Genomic DNA, 17,570 nt, shown 5'->3' on the forward strand with positions numbered 1-17,570 from the left:
CTCCACTTTTTTACCCTTTTTTATCTTTATGTGCAATGGAGCTTCTTATTACCCTTAACATAGCTTATTTTGTTCTTTTTGCTCTGCTCTGTTTTCTTTTTATTCCAGGGGAATATTGTATTGATTTTGCTGTATTTACATTTTTGATTGGAGTTTCTTTTCTATTTGAAGTTAACTTTGCCGAAAAAAGCAGAATGGCAAATATTCAGATCGATACAGAAAGAAGACTTCGGTATCAATTGGAAGAGGTAAAACAAAGGCTTGTCAGTTCTCAAAAGGAAGTTGAAAGGCTGTCTGTTTTAAAAGAAAGAGAGAGAATAGCAAGAGACCTTCATGACAGTCTTGGGCATACTTTATCTGCACTGAATATTCAGCTAAATGCACTTTATAAAATGGTTGAAAAGAGCAGGGATATAAATTTCACAAAGGATGAGCTTTTAAAGAAAATAGATGGGCTTTGCAGAAAGCTTTGTTTTGCAATTGAACTTGTGCGAAAAACTGTGTATGAGTTAAAGCCGGAAAGTAATCTTTTGCTTGATGAAATAGAGAAAACAATATCTTCTTTTGAGTTTTGCAGGGTTGTTTATAATATAAATAAGAAAACTTCAAACATTCCTTCCTATTACTTAGAGAACTTTCTTGCAATTGTAAAGGAAGCACTGACAAATATATGTCGACATTCTGATGCGACAGAAGTTGTAATTAATTTGGATTTGACAGAAAGGTATGCAAGGCTTTATATCAAAGACAATGGCACAAAAAAGGGAGATATAAAAGAAGGAATGGGGCTTTTTTCTATGAGGGCAAGAGCTCTTCAGATGGGTGGGACCATTAATATAGACAGCAGCGATGGTTTTATGATAGTGGTGTTTGTGCCTTTTGCAGCAAAATCAGAACTTTTGGGGAAGTGAAAAGATGACAAAGGTCTTGATTGTGGATGACGATGTTTTGATTTTGGATGGGCTAAAAGTTATTCTGGAGCTTGAGGGGTTTGAAGTTGTGGGGCTTGCCAGAAACGCAAAAGAGGCATATGAGATGTGCCAGAGCCATAAGCCCGATGTTGTTTTGATGGATATAAGAATGCCGGTTGAAGATGGTATAAGCGGCACAAAGAACATAAAAGCAGACTTTCCTGAAACAAAGGTGATAATTCTCACAACATTTAAGGATGATGAATTTATAAAAGGGGCTATTTCGTATGGAGCTGATGGATATATATTGAAAAGCTCCTCTGCAGATCACCTTGTTGAGTCAATCAGAGCGGTTTTGCAGGACAAGTTTGTGCTTGACAGAGAGATTGCAAGTGCCCTGCCACGCTTTTTAAACCAGGATGAGAGTAAAACCTGTCTGGAGAAATTTGATTTAACAGAGAGGGAAAAAGAGATTATAAAGCTTGTTGCAGAGGGATTTTCAAACAGGGATATAGCAAAAGCCCTCTTTTTGACAGAGGGCACGGTTAGAAATTACATATCGATTTTGCTTGAAAAATTGAACCTGGAGAACAGAACCCAGCTTGCGGTGTTTTATTACAAATCCAAAATTTTTGAATAAAACAAAAATCCAAAGAAGTCTTAAGCCTTTGAGTTTAAAAAACTAATTTGTCTGTTTTTCGGCTGTATTTTCTCTTAACCTTTTCATTTCTTCTTTTGCTTTGTTAGCCTCTTTGCGGATGTATTCAATAAATTCCTCTCTGGTCATATCTTTTGTTTCTTCATATATCTTTTCTCTAATCTTATGCAACTCCTTCATAGCACTTGTTTCTTTCATTATTTATCACTCTCCTTCTAATATCATATTCGGTGATACTAACTGAATTTCTTTATACCCTAAATTTTCACTTTATACTAATCCAAAAACAAAACCATTTATAAGCATAACCAGCTGAATATAGTGTCAAAATTTTTGGTTGAATAAAAGAATTGAAATTGATATAATTAACTTAAAATAGTTTAAAAAAGTAACAAGTAAATATGGTTAAATTATTTTTAGCCCAACTTGAAACCGATTTCTAAACTGGTTTCAAAAGATGTTTCATTTTTTCTACCCCCGGCACAAAAAATAATATTACAGCCTGTAATTTTGGAGGTGTTTTTAGGTGTCTATTGAAAAAAGGGTAAACAAGCTTCTCCAGAAGATGACTGTTGAGGAAAAAGTTTATCAGCTTACAAGCGTTCTTATCAAAGATGTTCTGGAAGACAACAGATTTTCGCCGGAGAAAGCAAAACAAACAATCCCTCATGGAATTGGGCAGATAACACGTGTTGCAGGTGCGAGCAATTTTGCGCCTGAGGATGCTGCAAAAACAGCAAATGAAATCCAGAAATTCTTGATTGAAAACACACGCCTTGGAATTCCAGCAATGATTCATGAAGAGTCATGTTCAGGTTTTATGGCGAAAGGTGCAACTGTTTTTCCGCAGAGTATTGGTGTTGCCTGCACATTTGACAATGAAATTGTTGAGGAGCTTGCAAAGGTAATAAGAACACAGATGAAGGCAACAGGTAGCCATCAGGCTCTGGCACCATTGATTGATGTTGCAAGAGATGCACGCTGGGGAAGGGTTGAGGAGACATTTGGTGAAGACCCGTACCTTGTTGCCAATATGGCAGTTTGCTATGTAAGAGGAATTCAGGGCGATGACATCAAAGATGGAATAATCGCAACAGGTAAGCACTTTGTTGGGTATGCCATGTCAGAGGGGGGCATGAACTGGGCACCTGTGCACATACCCGAAAGAGAACTGAGAGAGGTATACCTTTATCCATTTGAGGTTGCTGTGAAGGTTGCTGGCTTGAAATCCATCATGCCGGCTTATCATGAAATTGATGGAATACCCTGCCACGCAAACAGAAAACTTCTTACCGACATTGCGAGGAACGAATGGGGCTTTGATGGAATTTTTGTTTCTGACTACAGCGGTGTGAAAAATCTTTTGGACTACCACAGGTCCGTAAAGACTTATGAAGAAGCGGCTGCACTTTCGCTCTGGGCAGGGCTTGACATTGAACTTCCAAGGATAGAATGCTTTACAGAGGAGTTTATCAAAGCTTTAAAAGAAGGCAGGTTTGACATGGCGCTGGTTGATGCAGCGGTTAAAAGAGTACTGGAGATGAAGTTCAGACTTGGACTTTTCGACAATCCATATATCAAAACAGAAGGTATTGTTGAGCTTTTTGACAACAAGCAGCAAAGAGAGCTTGCAAGAAAGGTTGCACAGGAGTCAATTGTGCTTCTGAAGAATGACAATATACTTCCGCTTTCGAAAAACCTCAGGAAGGTTGCAGTAATAGGACCAAATGCTAACTCGGTGAGAAATCTTCTGGGTGACTATTCATATCCGGCACATATTTCAACCACAGAGATGTTCTTTATGAAAGATGAAGTGGACTTAGGCGATGAAGATGAGTTTGTAAAGAAGGTTATAAATATCAAATCGGTCTTTGAGGCTGTGAAAGAAAAGGTATCCAATTTGACCGAAGTTGTGTATGCAAAAGGTTGTGACGTAAATTCAACTGACAGGTCGGGATTTGATGAGGCTAAAAAAGCAGCCAAAGGCGCAGATGTTGTGATTGTTGTTGTCGGTGACAAAGCAGGACTCAGGCTTGACTGCACATCCGGTGAGTCAAGGGATAGAGCGTCTTTAAGACTTCCGGGTGTTCAGGAGGATTTAGTAAAAGAGATTGTCAGTGTGAATCCGAACACAGTGGTTGTTCTGGTAAATGGAAGACCTGTTGCACTTGATTGGATTTTGGAGAATGTAAAAGCTGTTGTTGAGGCATGGTTCCCGGGCGAAGAAGGGGCAGAGGCTATATGCGATGTCCTGTTTGGGGATTACAATCCGGGTGGCAAACTTGCAATTTCCTTCCCGCGTGATGTTGGTCAGGTTCCTGTTTACTATGGGCACAAACCATCCGGCGGCAAATCATGCTGGCACGGGGATTATGTTGAGATGTCTTCAAAACCGCTTTTACCGTTTGGCTTTGGTCTTTCATACACAACCTTTGAGTACAGGAATCTCTCAATTGAAAAAGAAAAGATTGGTATGGATGAGAGCATAAAAGTATCTGTCGAAATTGAGAACACAGGAAAATATGAAGGAGATGAGATTGTACAACTTTATACAAGAAAAGAGGAATATCTTGTTACAAGACCTGTTAAAGAGCTGAAAGGTTATAAAAGAGTTCATCTAAAACCGGGTGAGAAGAAAAAGGTTGTATTTGAACTCCATCCTGACCTGTTTGCCTTTTATGACTATGATATGAACAGGGTTGTAACACCGGGTATTGTTGAGGTTATGATAGGTGCATCCTCCGAAGATATTAAATTTACAGGTTCTTTTGAAATAACAGGTAGCAGGAAGGATGCAACAAAGATCAAGCACTACTTCAGCAGGGTGCTTTGCGAGTAGATTTTCGGGCAATCAGCAATTACAAAGGGGCTTTATGCCTTAAAATTTCAGGTATAAAGCCCCTTTTTCTTGTTTTGTTCAATAAAAAGAATGCTGATCTTCTGTAACATTTCAAAGTTCCTTTTAATTTCACAAAGATTTTTGAAAATGAGATAGAAATATATAAATCAACTACCATTTTATCAAAAACATAGCAAGAAGATTCCATCTTCTAAAAGATGGAGATGAATTGCTGATAAAATATGATATAATATTCACAAGGTGATGTTAAATGTACAAGACACAAAAAAATCATATAAGATGTGATAAGAAAACATACAAGCTTTTGCGAAAGCTCTGTCACTTTTCTAAAAACCTGTACAACTATGCTCTGTATCACGTAAGACAGCACTATTTTCAAACCCATGAACATCTGCGATATGAAAATGTATATCACATTGTAAAAGACAACGAAAACTACAGACTTTTGCCCTCACAGGTTGCCCAGCAGACTCTTATTTCGGTGGATGAATCTTTTAAATCTTTTTTGAGCTTGTTGAAAGCCAAAAAGGAAGGAAAGATAAAAGAGAAAGTTTTAATGCCAAAGTATCTGCCCAAGGATGGGATGTACCAGATAGTTTTTCCAAAAGACCAGTTCAAGATAGAAGATAAGAAAGTGAGACTGAGTCTTGGCAGAAACTTTTCAAAGGAGTTTGGAATAAGATACTTATATTTTGATTTGCCAAAAAACATTGCAGGAAAAAAGATTAAGGAAGTCAGGATAATACCAAGATACCATGGGAAGTGGTTTGAGATTGAGTATGTGTATGAGGAAAAGGAGCAGGATTATGACCTTGACAAAAACAGGTATTTGGCAATAGACCTGGGGTTAAACAACTTTGCAGCGCTTACGGATACCATTGGGACTGCCTTTTTGATAGAGGGCAGGTTTTTAAAATCAGTCAACCGATGGTATAACAAGGAAAAAGCAAGACTGCAAAGTGTATACTCCAAACAGGGAATCAAATATGGTTCAAAACTTGCTCAAATTTCTCTTAAAAGACAGCATATAGTTGAGAACTTTTTAAATCAGGCTGTAAACGTTGTAGTTAAGCACTGTCTGGAAAATAAAATAGGAATAGTTGTTGTGGGTAATATGAAAGAGATAAAGAAGGAGATAGATCTGGGGAAGGTGAACAATCAGAACTTTGTTGGGATACCGTACAAGAAGTTTAAGAGAAAATTAGAAGCAAAGTGCAGGTTATATGGGATAGAGTATGTGGAGGTAGAGGAAAGCTACACATCACAGCGGTGCAGCAGATGTGGGGTGGTTGACAAGAGTAACAGAAAGCACAGGGGCTTGTATGTGTGCAAGAAATGTGGGAATGTATTGAATGCGGATATAAATGGGGCGATAAACATACTTTTAAAGGTAGCTGGTGAGTCTGCGATAAAGCAGATAATCAGTAGTGGGTGTGTAAACCATCCTGTGAGAATAAGGGTAGCATAAAAAGCTGCCAAACTTCTCACAAAAGCCTTCACCTCTTCAGGTGGATGGTAGTTCACTGTTGAAAGGAGAGTTATTTATGGAAAAAATACTTGTAAACTTAAATACACTTCCTTTTTTTATGGCAATGTCAAAAAAGCTTTCCATTTCAAAATCAAACCTTTTGAAGTTGATTGCCGCTTTCTGTATGCTAATTGACCACATTGGTTATTTGTATTTTCCCAATATTATCCTTTTCAGAATAATCGGGCGCATAGCATTTCCCATATTTGCATATCAGGTGGCAGCCGGATTTAAATTTACATCAAATAAAGTTAAGTATCTGCAAAGACTTTTTATCTTTGCGCTCATCTCACAGCTGCCTTTTTCTCTTATGACACAGGATTTTGTAGAGCTAAATGTAATTGCCACATTTTTCTTTGCCGCACTGAGCCTGTTTTTTATCCAAAAAAGATGGTATATCCTAACCATTATACCGATTGCAATTTCGTATTTTGTTCCAATGGACTATGGAATTTACGGTGTTCTGACCGTTTTGTGTTTTTACCTGTTTTTTGACATTTCCATTTTGCAGCTGCTGTTGTTTTGCATCCTCACATGGTTTGAGGTGCATATGATTGGTTGGTCTGTTCAGTTCTATTCAATATTATCGGTGGTTTTAATAATTGTAATCAGAATGCTGCCAGCAGATTTCAACCTGAAACTTAACAAGTACTTTTTCTACTGGTTCTATCCTGTTCATATGCTGATTCTTGTTTTGATAGGGAAGATATTTTAAAATGTTTTTCAAAGATTTGTAATTTTGAATGTTGACAAAATGTGATAAGATTTTAAGTGGGGATAAATTATTAAATTCAAGGAGAACAGAGGCTGTTATGAATATTGAAGAGGTTAAAAAAACTATAGTAGAATTTCTGAATGAAAAGATCTCTCCATGGCTTGTTATTCTATTTGGTTCTATAATCAAGGAGAATTTTAGACCAGATAGTGATATTGACATTGCATATTTTTCTGACATTGATATTGATAATTACGAAAGATTTTTAATAGCCCAGGAGCTTGCAAATATCTTAAACAGGGATGTTGATCTGATTGATTTGAAAAAAGCATCTGCTGTTTTTAAGACACAGATCATTTCAACAGGTGAGGTTATTTTCTGTTCGGATGAAACCAGGAAAATGTACTTTTTTATGAGAACATACAAAGAATACGCACTTTTGAATGAGGAAAGAGAGGTTGTATTAAAAAGCCTTTTTGAAGGGAGCAATAATTCATATGATAGATGATGTGATAATAAACAAGATACAAATTATTGAAAGGTGTCTCAAAAGAATTAATGATGTGTATGAAAATAATCCTGAAAATTTGCTTGATTTTACAAAGCAAGATTCTATTGTGCTCAACATCCAGAGAGCTTGTGAGGCTACAATAGACATTGCAATGCATATTTGTGCGAAATTCAAACTGGGTGTTCCACAGAATAGCCGTGAAGCATTTGAGTTTTTAATAAAAAATAGTATCATAGATGAAAAGTTAGGAAGTAGAATGAAAGCAATGGTGGGGTTTAGAAATATTATTGTTCATGACTATCAATCAATAGATCTGAGGATATTGCAAAGTATTATTGAAAAAAACCTGACTGATTTTTTGAAGTTCAAAGATGCAGTTTTAAATTTTATAAAAAGATTATGATAAAAAGGGGCTGAAAATTCAAAAAGATGCTAAACATAAAAGGAAAACTCTTTTTGGCACCGATGGCCGGGTTTACATACAAGACATTTAGAAGTCTTTGTAGCAGATTTGGTGCAGATGTTACCATAACAGAGATGGTGAGCGCAAAGGCAATCACCATGGGAAGCCAGAAAACAAAAGATCTTATTTCATTTTCTGATGATGAAAAGATAAAAGGTGTTCAAATTTTTGGAAGCGACCCGAGCACAATGGCTGAGGCAGTGAAGATCATTCAGGATGAGTTTGAATATGACTTTATTGACATAAACATGGGCTGCCCTGTTCCCAAGGTTGTAAAAAGCGGAGAGGGAAGCGCACTTATGAAAAATCCTTCTCTGGCAGCAAAGATAGTACAGGAGGTTGCAAAGGTTAGCAGAAAGCCTGTTTCTGTAAAGATTCGAAAAGGATTTGATGAAGGAGATGCAAATGCACCCGAGTTTGCATATATAATGCAGGAAAGCGGGGCAAGCTTTGTTACAGTTCATGGCAGAACGCGTTCTCAGATGTATTCAGGGAAGGCTGACTGGGAAATAATAGGAAAGGTAAAAGAAAGGCTCAGGATTCCTGTTGTAGCAAATGGCGATATAGTAGATTTTGAGTCGGCAAAAAGGGCATATGAAATGACAGGAGCTGATGGTATCATGATAGGAAGAGCAGCTCTTGGCAACCCCTGGGTGTTTCTTCAGATAAAAGAAGGGTTTGAAAATGGGCAGATTACAACAATGGTATTACCACACCAGAAAATCAAAGTTGCAATTGAATTTTTTAAAGATCTTTGTGCTGAAAAAGGTGAAAAGATGGCGGTGCTTGAAGCAAGAAAGCATCTTGGTTTTTTTGTAAAAGGGATTGAGAATGCAGCAAAAATAAGGGATAGAATTAACAGAATCAGCAGGGCAGAGGATTTGATTGGTTATCTTGAAAATCTCAGCATTGAGCTTGAGCAAAAGGCAAAGATGCTCGATAACAATATTGAAGCAGAAATTTTTTAAAAATCTTTTTAACTGACAAAAATAAGAGGGTGGCTGACTTGAAAAAGGTGAAAATAGCTTTTTTGATAGCCCTGGTATGTATTTTGAATATCTTAACGCCCGCAAAAGTGAAGGCTTATGCAGAATATACAGCAAATTCTGATTATAACAGGATGCTCAAAAACACCGCTTGTGTTGAGCTTCCTCAAAATCCTGTTTCCAAAAAGTCGCTTTTGTTTCTGTCTGCACTTGGATTTTTTAGTTCGACAAATAAAGCGGTCATTAAACCTTCAGATATTCTCACAAAAGAAGAGGCGCTTTCTATAATCTTAAACTCTGCAGGCAGGCAGCAGGATGCTTTTGTGAGAGCAGAAAAGCTGGAGCAGAAAAGACCATCCGGGTCAAAGCTTGTAAAGCCATACAATTACCTTTATCTGGGCTACATACAGCTTGCATATGACCTGAAAATAATCTCTAAAAAAGAGTATCAGGACGCAATGGCACAGGTTCAGCCGGGCTTTAAAGAACACCAGAAAATGACAGAAGACCTTATTAAAAAGAACAATGAAATTGTTTCAAAAGCTGTTTATGAAGGAAGACCATATTCATATGATGACCTTGTGTTTGTAAGGTCGGCTCCTGCAACAAGACAGGAAGTCTGTCGCTGGGTTGTTCTGACATTCAGAATACCCCAGAGCTATGAAAATTTAGCAAGGCTTTATCCTGACTATGATAAAATTGATAGCAAATTTCTTTCTTCAATAAATACTCTACTTAAAAATGGAGCTATTGTTGGAAGGTCTGATGGGTATCTTCACCCTGACGATTACATAACTTATGAGGAGATAGGCTTCATTTTATACAATCTTAAAGACTATATTCTAAAAGCAAACGGTCTTAAAAAAGAGGCTGCTGAGATAAATGGTATTCAAAGATATCCTGATAAAATGGTTATAACCTGCGAAAATGACTCCGGGGATGACATCAGTATACTGCTTTTCCCACCCAAACAGGACTTTGTTGTAATAACCGACCAGAAAGCAGCTTTGGCCTCTTTGTTGCAGCAGGGCGATTATGTTGAGCTTTATGTAAACAATAAAAACCAGGTGGTGCTGGCTGAGGTTTTATCAAAAGCCGGCACAGTTTCAGCAAAAGGAGTAATTACAAAAATTGATTCCAAAAAGAACACCATTCAAATAAAACTTTCGGACGGTAAGATTTATAATCTTCAGGTATCACCAAAAGCCACAATTTATGATACAAGATTACAAAAAATGGTAAAACTTTCAGATTTGTCGGCAGGGAATATGGTTGAGGCTACTTTTAAAAAGGAAAGGCTTGATAGCTTGATTATTCTGTCCTACCAGGACCAGGATATAAACCGGGTGCAAGGGACCATTTCTCTTATATCAAATGACAGGATTATTTTAAACACAAATGGGAAACCCGTGTCATTTTTACTGTCACCCGATACAGTCTACATTGACAGAGGAGACTTTACGCGTGTCCTTTCCAGAAATGACTTTTATCAGGGTATGAAGGTTCTGGTTGGGCAGTATTGTGGCTATGCACAGTATATTAGCACTACCTTTGATGAGAGGGCAGAAGATGTGGCTTACGGTATACTTTATGAGATTGATGCAAACTTAAGTTATGTGGAGATATACAATCAGGACGGTGTGAAAAAAAGTTACAGGTTTTCAAAAAAACTTGGGCTTAAAGTGATAAAGGATGGCAGAGCAGCTTCTTTAAATGATCTTTCACAGGGCGATATAGTGTATCTCTATTTTAACGGTGATTTTATAAGATCCATAACAGCAAGAACCAACAGTCAAACAAAGATTGCTAAAATTGAGAATCTTAAAAAAGATCCATTGACCGGGGTGCCGCAGAAGATATATCTCAATATTGATGGCAGGGTGTATGGTCCTTATGATCTGGGGGATGATGTTGAGGTTGTAAAAGATGGTAGAAAGGCAGGATTGAAGGACCTTTCTCCGGGTCAGTTTGTAAAGGTTACAGGGTCGTTTTTCGGGATGTCTGCCAATATTAAGAAGATTGAAATTTCGACAAATGAGTATGTGAAAAATATCTATCTTGCTAAGGTATCAATTATTGGTGGAGATCTGTATTTATCGGATGTCTCAATCCTGAGAAACAACAAATTTGAAAAGCTGTATGATTACCGAAGGTTTAAAATTCCATCTGATGCGGTGTTTGTGGTGGATGGGAAAAGACAGAGTGGCAATTTTTCTTTGCAAAACTTTTCGGCGGTGGTGATTACAAAAGACAGGTTTTCACAGGAAGTGCCTGGTATGATTTTTGCGCTCTCAAAAGGGGCATATTCTGCAGTATATGGTGAGATTACAGGGAAAAGCGCTGATGCTGTTTTTCTTCAGGGTGAGTGGTACAATCTAAACCAGAACTCCTGCATTGTTTCAAATGGGCTTTTATCAAATGCCTCTTTGAAGAGCGGGGATGAGATAATAGCTGTGACAGATGGTAAAAATCTGATTGTTGCAAAGTACAGGGAAGCAGTCTCAAAGCCAATCATTGTAAGGGGAGAAGTTCTTGAGATCTCAGATCTTGAATATATAAAACTTAAAAACTATGTGTACCTTGACAAACAAAATGGATGGCAGTTTGTGTCAACACCTGTTGTGTTCTCATATGATACACAGACAGTTTTCTGTGATGTCTATGGGCTGAACAGCCCAAAGGATATCCCAGGACTTCTTAACAAAAGCGTGTATATTGTCCATGATGGAAAATACGCAAAGACCATTATAGATGCAAGCTTTGGTGGATATATAGTGGTTGGGACGGTTGGCAAAAATGGGCAGCTTGTAAATCCCCAGTATCATGACATGATTACAAAGACATGGAATAAAATAACCACAAATCCTGTTCTGGACCTGTCAGGTGCGGTTTTGATAGATGCATCCGGTGAGATTGCACAGGTTTTGCCGCAATATGGCGATGAGGTGATACTGCTTGTTTCTCAAAGCGATTTTGATTTGAACAAGGCTACTTTAAAACCCTCGGTTGTGATTGTGAACTATTAAAGTAGATTCTTCAAAAGTGCTTTTTTGAAGGGGGCATAGCGTTTGATTAAAAAGTGTTCGGGTTTGATGGCTTTATTTTTGCTTTTTCTAATTTTTCAAGTCACATACGCCGAAGAGGGGTACCTGGGGTACGAAGGCGGAATATCTTCATATAAAGAGGCTGACCCGAAAAAGACAAAGATAGATTATTATGAGTACTCGTTTATAACAGGTCAGCCGGTTTTGCTTTCGGGTACACTTGATGCAAAGATTAAAACTGCTGCCAATGCAGAGACAATCTCATATACATATGATTTAAAAGACTCAAGCGGCAGGATTGTGGTAAAAAGAACTGTCAGTATCAAAGGGAGCTTGACAAAACTTCCAAATGGTAGTATAACAAAGGAGTATACTTTGAGTGGCTACAAAGAGACACTGACAGTCAACGGCACAGTATACAACCTTCAGAATTACTCATTTTCAAAAGCAACAGCGGTGGACACCAACCCTGCTGTTAATTTTTATCAGGGCGAATGGAATCTTGTAAAGGTTTATGATGGTGGCTTAAAGGTTACAATTGAAGGCGAGAACTATGGCTATGATGGCTTCTGGGGAAGCGGGGAGTTTCAAAAAGTTAAACAGACGGTTGAAACACCTTCGTGGTTCGGGGTGGTAAATCAAAATATTGCGCTTGTGCAGAAAACTCTTGTTGAGTTTAAAGAAAATACCACGCCTTCAAGCATAACCGGAGCGTATGTTTTAAAATCAAAGGTTGAGGGCAATCTTGATATAACCTATGACATGCCTCTATTTACCAGAAACGGTGAAGTGCTGACCAGAAGAAATAATGGCAGGGTTCAAAAGAATGTGGAAAAGTCACCAATTATCAAGATGGCTGTTATTCCAAGTCTTCCCAGGATTAAAGGGTATGAATATGAAGAGGCGATAAATACATGCTTTGCTTTCAATGGGTTTGACAGCAAAGATGACTTTGTTCCAACCGAATATATAACAAGGGCGCAGTTTTCAAAGCTTTTGCTTGATACTTTGAACATCTACAGCAATTATTACAACCCGCGAAGTGTGCAGAAAAAGTCAATCTACAAAGATGTTCCTCTGAACCACAGGTATTATGGCTACATATACGCAGCCACAAAAACAGGGCTTATGAGAGGAAAGTCAGCAGACTATTTCAAACCGGAGGATTATATTACTCGTGCTGAGGCGGCAGTTATAATTGCCAAAGCTTTGGGGTTTGACAAGAAGATAACCTCACCGATTACCCAGACAGATTATCTGGACGATAGCAGCATTCCCATATGGGCAAAGGATGCGGTCCAGATTCTCAAAGATACCAGAATCATGGTGGGGAGTAGCGAGAACAATTTTATGCCAGGTCAGAAGCTTACAAAAGGCACTGCTGCCAATATAGTTTTCAATCTTATAAACTATTTGAGAGATGGTCTTGCCCAGCAGTATCTTAATATGAGTGGTTTTCATGAGTAAAATCTATTAAAATAACAGAGAATCGGTAGTGGAGGTAGAAAATTATGAATAGAAACAAAAAGTTCAAAGTTATTGCCATTGTGATTGTTCTTTCTCTGTTGATTTCGGTGCCTGTTTATTCCCAGTTTTTTATAATCTCAAATGACTATCCAACAGACCAGCAGATGGAATATATCAAAAAGGTTCTGCAGGTTGCAAAAGATTACCACATTGGTAAATACAGCTATGATGACCTGATAGACATGATGTTTGCGGGGCTTTTCAAAAGCCTTGACAAGTACTCTGAGTACATGAAACCTCAGCAGGCAAAAGATTTTACTGAGAGTGTCAATGGTGAGTTTTCGGGGATAGGTGTTCAGATAGAAAAGCAGGATGACTATATCGTAATAACCGGTGTGTTTGACGGCACGCCTGCGAAAGAGGCAGGACTTAAAGTGGGTGATAAAATTATTGCAGCAGATGGCAAAAGCCTTGTTGGTAAGACAACAGACGATGCTGTAAAACTTATAAGAGGTCAGGAAGGCACAACTGTTGTTATAGACATTTTAAGAGATGGCAAAACTTACAGATTTTCTATTGTTCGTCGAAAAATCAAAATTCCTGTTGTTGAATACAAGGTGTTAGAGAACAACATAGGTTATATTAAGCTTACGCAGTTTACACAGGGTTGCTCCGATGAGGTCAAAAAAGTGCTTAGCGAGTTTGACAAAAAAGGAATAAAGAATATTATATTTGACATTCGTAACAATCGGGGTGGACTTTTGGATGAAGTTGTCAAGATGTGCAAGTTCTTTGTACCGGAAGGACCAATTGTTACTATTGAATACAATACATTCAAAGATGAATATAAATCTGATAATAAAAATCCAAAGTACAGGCTTGCGGTGCTCACAAATGAATCAAGTGCCTCTGCATCAGAGATATTTGCACAGGCTATTAAAGACACCAAAGTGGGAGTTGTAATTGGCACAAAGACATATGGAAAAGGAACTGTACAGACAATGATTTATCTTCCCGAGACAGACACCAAAAAAGGATATATGGCAAAGGTGACTGTTGCTAAATACAAATCGCCATCTGGCTACTATGTAGATGGCAAAGGTGTTATACCCGATATTGAGGTGCAGGATGACTCGCTTGCGCAGTTTGGACCTGACAAAATTTTGAGCCTGAGTGCGACGAAAAAATTCAAAAAAGGCGATATGGATTTGGAGGTGCTTGCTGCTCAGCAAAGGCTTTACTACCTTGGATATTTGAAAAACTGGACGGGTAGAATGGATGATGAAACGGTAAATGCTGTAAAGAAATTTCAGAAAGACAATAAGCTCTACCCATACGGTGTTCTTGATATAACCACACAGAAAAAGATCAATGAAAGGTTTGCAGAATTTTTGAAATCAAAATATGTAGACAAGCAGCTTCAAAGGGCTGTTAGGTATTTTAAAGAAGGAAGATAGTTCCAGAGAGAATTTTAAAATAATACAAAAAAGGACTTTTCTGTATAGTATTTATATGGAAAGGTCCTTTTTTTTTGTTTAAATAAATGTTACACCTGCGGGGGCAAGTGGTAAGTATGATGTATAAGGAGGTTTTTTGTAAAAACGATAAAGGAGAAGAGAGTTTGATGATTGTAAAAAAGATTCTTGTTGCCTCAGAAAATGAGTATATCAGAAAAGTGATTATAAATCAGTTTGAAAACTCTTTGAATATGACATATAAATACATATTTTATCAGGCACAGGATGGGCAAGAAGCACTAGATATTATTGGAACAAACGAGGTTCACCTGGTCATCATGGATGTTGATTTACCAAAAATCAATGGTTTTGAAGTTTTGCGCACTGTAAAGCAGAGTTCTTTGAAAGCATTTATACCGTTTATTATTCTGACAGACAATACTCACAGAACCACAAGGCAAAAGGCTTATGAACTTGGAGCTGTTGGTATTATTCAAAAACCTTTTGCAGCAAAAGAGGTTTACCTACTTACAAACTCTCTTTTAAAAACGCAGGATGAATATCTGCATATAAATGAAGTGTTGAATCTTTTGGAATTTTTGAAGAATATTATAACTTATAAAAATTATGAGATTGTTCCCGAACTGCTTGATAAGTTTTTGAGTGGCTATTTTGTCTCGTATCAGTTTTGCGCACTGAAGTTAAAAAGTGAACCCGAGGTATTTTATAACAATGGATTTGACAGGTCAGAAATTGCAGAGATTTTGAACAGGCTCAATGATATTGGCTATCTAAAAAAACAGTATACTGTCATTGAAATTCCTGAAAATGGCACATTAAATCTTTTGATTTTCAAGGTGATTAGCAATGACAAAAGATTTGTTATTTTAAAGGAGTTATTAAATATCTGGAGTGATATAAATTGATAGGAGAGATTAGTTTTGTAATTCTGACGGTTGCAGTACTGGTTGTGATATTACTTTTACTTTCTGCAGGATTGATTTTGTACAAATTTTTTAACAATTTAAAAGAAAAAAAAGAAGCATTGCTTGTGGATAGGTACAAAAATGAAATCCTGAGTATACTTGTCGGTAAATCAGCTGAACCTAAAATTTTTCAGAACTTTGATATTTTAACAGATGTTATATACCAGTATTTTGGGTGGATAGCCGGTGAAGAAAAAGAGAAACTGCACAGAGAATTAGAAAAGATTGGCTATACTGAGGCACTGATAGATGCCGTAAAAATGACAGGCGAAGGCAGCTTAAAAGCTTGAACATACATTTTGCAAGAAGTCTCCATCTTCTGTAAGATGGAGATAAATTGCGATTGATAAATAATTAGTTTCGGTATATAATATAACTGGTGATAACAATGAAGTTTGATACTAATAAGCATTCAGTGTTTCTATTATACTATCATTTGGTTTTGGTAACAAAATATAGAAGAGATGTAATAGATGATAGAATTTCAAACAGATTGAAAGAAATTTTTGAGTATATTCAACCAAATTACAACATAACCCTGATTGAGTGGAATCATGATAAAGACCACATTAATGTTTTATTCAAGGCAACTCCTACAACACCGCTTTCTAAGTTCATAAATGCTTATAAAAGTTCCTCATCAAGGCTTATAAAAAAAGAATTTCCTGAAATTAAACAAAAACTCTGGAAGGAGTATTTTTGGTCAAGAAGTTATTGCCTTATTACAAGTGGTGGTGCTCCAGTTGAAGTAGTAAAAAAGTATATCGAAAGCCAGGGTGAAAAAAGAAAATGCTGAAAGCATACAAGTATCGTATATATCCGAACAAAGACCAAAAAGAATTTTTTGAAAAGACCTTTGGCTGTTGCAGATTTGTATGGAACAGGATGCTGGAAGAAAAGCTTGAAGCATTAAGACATGGCAAAAAGATTCCAAGGATAACTCCAGCAAAGTACAAAAAGCAGCATCCTTTTCTAAAAGAAGTTGATAGTCTTGCTCTTGCAAATGTTCAGCTTCAGCAAGAAAAAGCATTTAAGAATCATTTCAAAAATCCCAAACATTTTAAACTTCCGAAGTTCAAGAGGAAGAAAGACAAACAGTCGTACACCACAAATAATCAGAAACCTAAAAATGGAAGAGAGACAATCAGGGTGGATTTTGAAAAAGGGCTTTTGCACCTGCCGAAGATAAAAAGTGGAATAAAAGCGGAATTTCACAGAAGATTTGAGGGGAGGATAAAATTAGCAACAGTTGTTAAAACCAAAGCAGGCAGGTATTATGTGAGCATACTTGTAGATGTGGATGACCCGAGGAATAAAGTTAAAGAGCCACAGAATTTTGTTTGTGGAATAGATTTGGGTTTGAAGAGTTTTGCAACAGTTGTAAATGATAAGAAATGTTTGAAGATAGAATATCCGAGGTATCTAATCAAAGCTGAAAAGAAGCTTAAAAGGTTACAGAGGCAGCTTGCGAGAAAGGAAAGAGGTTCTAAAAATTGGGAGAAAGCAAGAGGAAAGCTTGCAAAAGAGCATGAGTATGTAAAAAATGCAAGAGAAGATTTTTTGCACAAGTTATCGAAAGCCATCATAGACGAGAGCCAAGTCGTGGTGGTTGAAAGTTTGAATGTAAATGGGTTGTCAAGGACAAAGCTTTCGAAGTATGTTCTGGACAGCAGCTTTGCAAAGTTTATAGATTTTCTGAAGTACAAGGCAGAGTGGTATGGAAGGGAAATAATAGAAGCAGATATGACATTTCCATCGTCAAAAATGTGCAGCAAGTGTGGACATGTTTATAAAGAGTTGGAATTGAAAGATAGGGTATGGAGATGTCCTGAATGTGGAGAAGTTCATGACAGGGACGAGAACGCAGGAAAGAACTTGAGGGACTATGGATATAGACGTATAAGAGGTAAATAGGGTGGGGACCACCCGAATTTACGCCTGTGAAGACCTGGACCTCTACCATCATGGATAAGACAATGGTGGC

General features: G+C 37.4%; 16 protein-coding genes. 15 read left to right on the forward strand and 1 reads right to left on the reverse strand.

The genetic code is table 11. The features are described from left to right. Positions 1-143 precede the first annotated feature (143 nt). Together OTK00_RS01690 and OTK00_RS01695 are read left to right on the forward strand one after the other, a co-directional pair. Positions 144-911: a sensor histidine kinase gene (locus tag OTK00_RS01690; protein WP_268760814.1), complete on the forward strand. Its 768-nt coding sequence runs from the start codon at positions 144-146 to the stop codon at positions 909-911. Between the two features lie 4 nt (positions 912-915). Continuing rightward, positions 916-1,551, forward strand: coding sequence for a response regulator transcription factor (locus tag OTK00_RS01695; RefSeq protein WP_045170496.1), 636 nt, complete (start codon positions 916-918; stop codon positions 1,549-1,551). Between the two features lie 42 nt (positions 1,552-1,593). Here the strand turns inward: OTK00_RS01695 and OTK00_RS01700 are convergent, their stop codons facing one another. Next, a complete protein-coding gene (locus OTK00_RS01700) occupies positions 1,594-1,749 on the reverse strand; it encodes a hypothetical protein (protein WP_268760815.1) in 156 nt (51 codons plus the stop codon). A gap of 346 nt (positions 1,750-2,095) precedes the next feature. Here OTK00_RS01700 and OTK00_RS01705 point away from each other — a divergent pair, with 346 nt between their 5' ends. The 13 genes from OTK00_RS01705 to OTK00_RS01765 all read left to right on the forward strand — a co-directional run bounded on the left by OTK00_RS01705 (position 2,096) and on the right by OTK00_RS01765 (position 17,500). Next, the gene (locus OTK00_RS01705; protein WP_045170495.1) at positions 2,096-4,408 is read left to right on the forward strand and encodes a glycoside hydrolase family 3 N-terminal domain-containing protein; all 2,313 of its coding nucleotides are present in this window, start codon (positions 2,096-2,098) and stop codon (positions 4,406-4,408) included. Between the two features lie 271 nt (positions 4,409-4,679). After that, positions 4,680-5,897, forward strand: coding sequence for an RNA-guided endonuclease InsQ/TnpB family protein (locus OTK00_RS01710; protein ID WP_045170494.1), 1,218 nt, complete (start codon positions 4,680-4,682; stop codon positions 5,895-5,897). A 76-nt stretch (positions 5,898-5,973) separates the two neighbouring features. Then, positions 5,974-6,672: a TraX family protein gene (locus tag OTK00_RS01715; RefSeq protein WP_045170493.1), complete on the forward strand. Its 699-nt coding sequence runs from the start codon at positions 5,974-5,976 to the stop codon at positions 6,670-6,672. 97 nt (positions 6,673-6,769) lie between these two features. Further along, a complete protein-coding gene (mntA, locus tag OTK00_RS01720) occupies positions 6,770-7,180 on the forward strand; it encodes a type VII toxin-antitoxin system MntA family adenylyltransferase antitoxin (protein WP_045170492.1) in 411 nt (136 codons plus the stop codon). Then, on the forward strand, positions 7,170-7,586 hold the full coding sequence (gene hepT, locus OTK00_RS01725; RefSeq protein WP_045170491.1) for a type VII toxin-antitoxin system HepT family RNase toxin: 417 nt from the start codon (positions 7,170-7,172) through the stop codon (positions 7,584-7,586). Before mntA ends, hepT begins: the two co-directional genes overlap by 11 nt. Before the next feature lie 26 nt (positions 7,587-7,612). Further along, the gene (gene dusB, locus OTK00_RS01730) at positions 7,613-8,614 is read left to right on the forward strand and encodes a tRNA dihydrouridine synthase DusB (protein WP_045170490.1); all 1,002 of its coding nucleotides are present in this window, start codon (positions 7,613-7,615) and stop codon (positions 8,612-8,614) included. A gap of 47 nt (positions 8,615-8,661) precedes the next feature. After that, positions 8,662-11,658: an S-layer homology domain-containing protein gene (locus tag OTK00_RS01735; RefSeq protein ID WP_268760847.1), complete on the forward strand. Its 2,997-nt coding sequence runs from the start codon at positions 8,662-8,664 to the stop codon at positions 11,656-11,658. 66 nt (positions 11,659-11,724) lie between these two features. Beyond that, entirely contained in the window at positions 11,725-13,143 is a 1,419-nt protein-coding gene (locus OTK00_RS01740; protein ID WP_108721001.1) for an S-layer homology domain-containing protein, read from the forward strand. A 44-nt stretch (positions 13,144-13,187) separates the two neighbouring features. Next, the gene (locus OTK00_RS01745) at positions 13,188-14,600 is read left to right on the forward strand and encodes a S41 family peptidase (protein ID WP_045170487.1); all 1,413 of its coding nucleotides are present in this window, start codon (positions 13,188-13,190) and stop codon (positions 14,598-14,600) included. Between the two features lie 116 nt (positions 14,601-14,716). Next, positions 14,717-15,526 (forward strand): response regulator, encoded by an 810-nt coding sequence (locus OTK00_RS01750; protein WP_268760816.1) that lies wholly within the window; start codon positions 14,717-14,719, stop codon positions 15,524-15,526. Further along, on the forward strand, positions 15,523-15,876 hold the full coding sequence (locus OTK00_RS01755) for a hypothetical protein (protein WP_045170486.1): 354 nt from the start codon (positions 15,523-15,525) through the stop codon (positions 15,874-15,876). The genes OTK00_RS01750 and OTK00_RS01755 overlap by 4 nt, the downstream gene beginning before the upstream one ends. Before the next feature lie 98 nt (positions 15,877-15,974). After that, on the forward strand, positions 15,975-16,382 hold the full coding sequence (gene tnpA / locus OTK00_RS01760) for an IS200/IS605 family transposase (RefSeq protein WP_045170485.1): 408 nt from the start codon (positions 15,975-15,977) through the stop codon (positions 16,380-16,382). After that, entirely contained in the window at positions 16,376-17,500 is a 1,125-nt protein-coding gene (locus tag OTK00_RS01765; RefSeq protein ID WP_045170484.1) for an RNA-guided endonuclease TnpB family protein, read from the forward strand. The genes tnpA and OTK00_RS01765 overlap by 7 nt, the downstream gene beginning before the upstream one ends. The last annotated feature ends 70 nt before the right edge of the window (positions 17,501-17,570 follow it).

Origin of the sequence: Caldicellulosiruptor morganii, from assembly GCF_026810225.1 — a bacterium.
In the GTDB taxonomy this organism is placed as follows: domain Bacteria; phylum Bacillota; class Thermoanaerobacteria; order Caldicellulosiruptorales; family Caldicellulosiruptoraceae; genus Caldicellulosiruptor; species Caldicellulosiruptor morganii.

Excerpts from the sequence above, each read along its gene's own strand:
- OTK00_RS01695 (WP_045170496.1), top strand. The coding sequence starts at position 916 with ATGACAAAGGTCTTGATTGTGGATGACGATGTTTTGATTTTGGATGGG.
- OTK00_RS01700 (WP_268760815.1), bottom strand. The coding sequence starts at position 1,749 with ATGAAGGAGTTGCATAAGATTAGAGAAAAGATATATGAAGAAACAAAA.
- OTK00_RS01710 (WP_045170494.1), top strand. The coding sequence starts at position 4,680 with ATGTACAAGACACAAAAAAATCATATAAGATGTGATAAGAAAACATAC.
- OTK00_RS01715 (WP_045170493.1), top strand. The coding sequence starts at position 5,974 with ATGGAAAAAATACTTGTAAACTTAAATACACTTCCTTTTTTTATGGCA.
- mntA (WP_045170492.1), top strand. The coding sequence starts at position 6,770 with ATGAATATTGAAGAGGTTAAAAAAACTATAGTAGAATTTCTGAATGAA.
- hepT (WP_045170491.1), top strand. The coding sequence starts at position 7,170 with ATGATAGATGATGTGATAATAAACAAGATACAAATTATTGAAAGGTGT.
- dusB (WP_045170490.1), top strand. The coding sequence starts at position 7,613 with ATGCTAAACATAAAAGGAAAACTCTTTTTGGCACCGATGGCCGGGTTT.
- OTK00_RS01740 (WP_108721001.1), top strand. The coding sequence starts at position 11,725 with ATGGCTTTATTTTTGCTTTTTCTAATTTTTCAAGTCACATACGCCGAA.
- OTK00_RS01745 (WP_045170487.1), top strand. The coding sequence starts at position 13,188 with ATGAATAGAAACAAAAAGTTCAAAGTTATTGCCATTGTGATTGTTCTT.
- OTK00_RS01750 (WP_268760816.1), top strand. The coding sequence starts at position 14,717 with ATGATGTATAAGGAGGTTTTTTGTAAAAACGATAAAGGAGAAGAGAGT.
- tnpA (WP_045170485.1), top strand. The coding sequence starts at position 15,975 with ATGAAGTTTGATACTAATAAGCATTCAGTGTTTCTATTATACTATCAT.
- OTK00_RS01765 (WP_045170484.1), top strand. The coding sequence starts at position 16,376 with ATGCTGAAAGCATACAAGTATCGTATATATCCGAACAAAGACCAAAAA.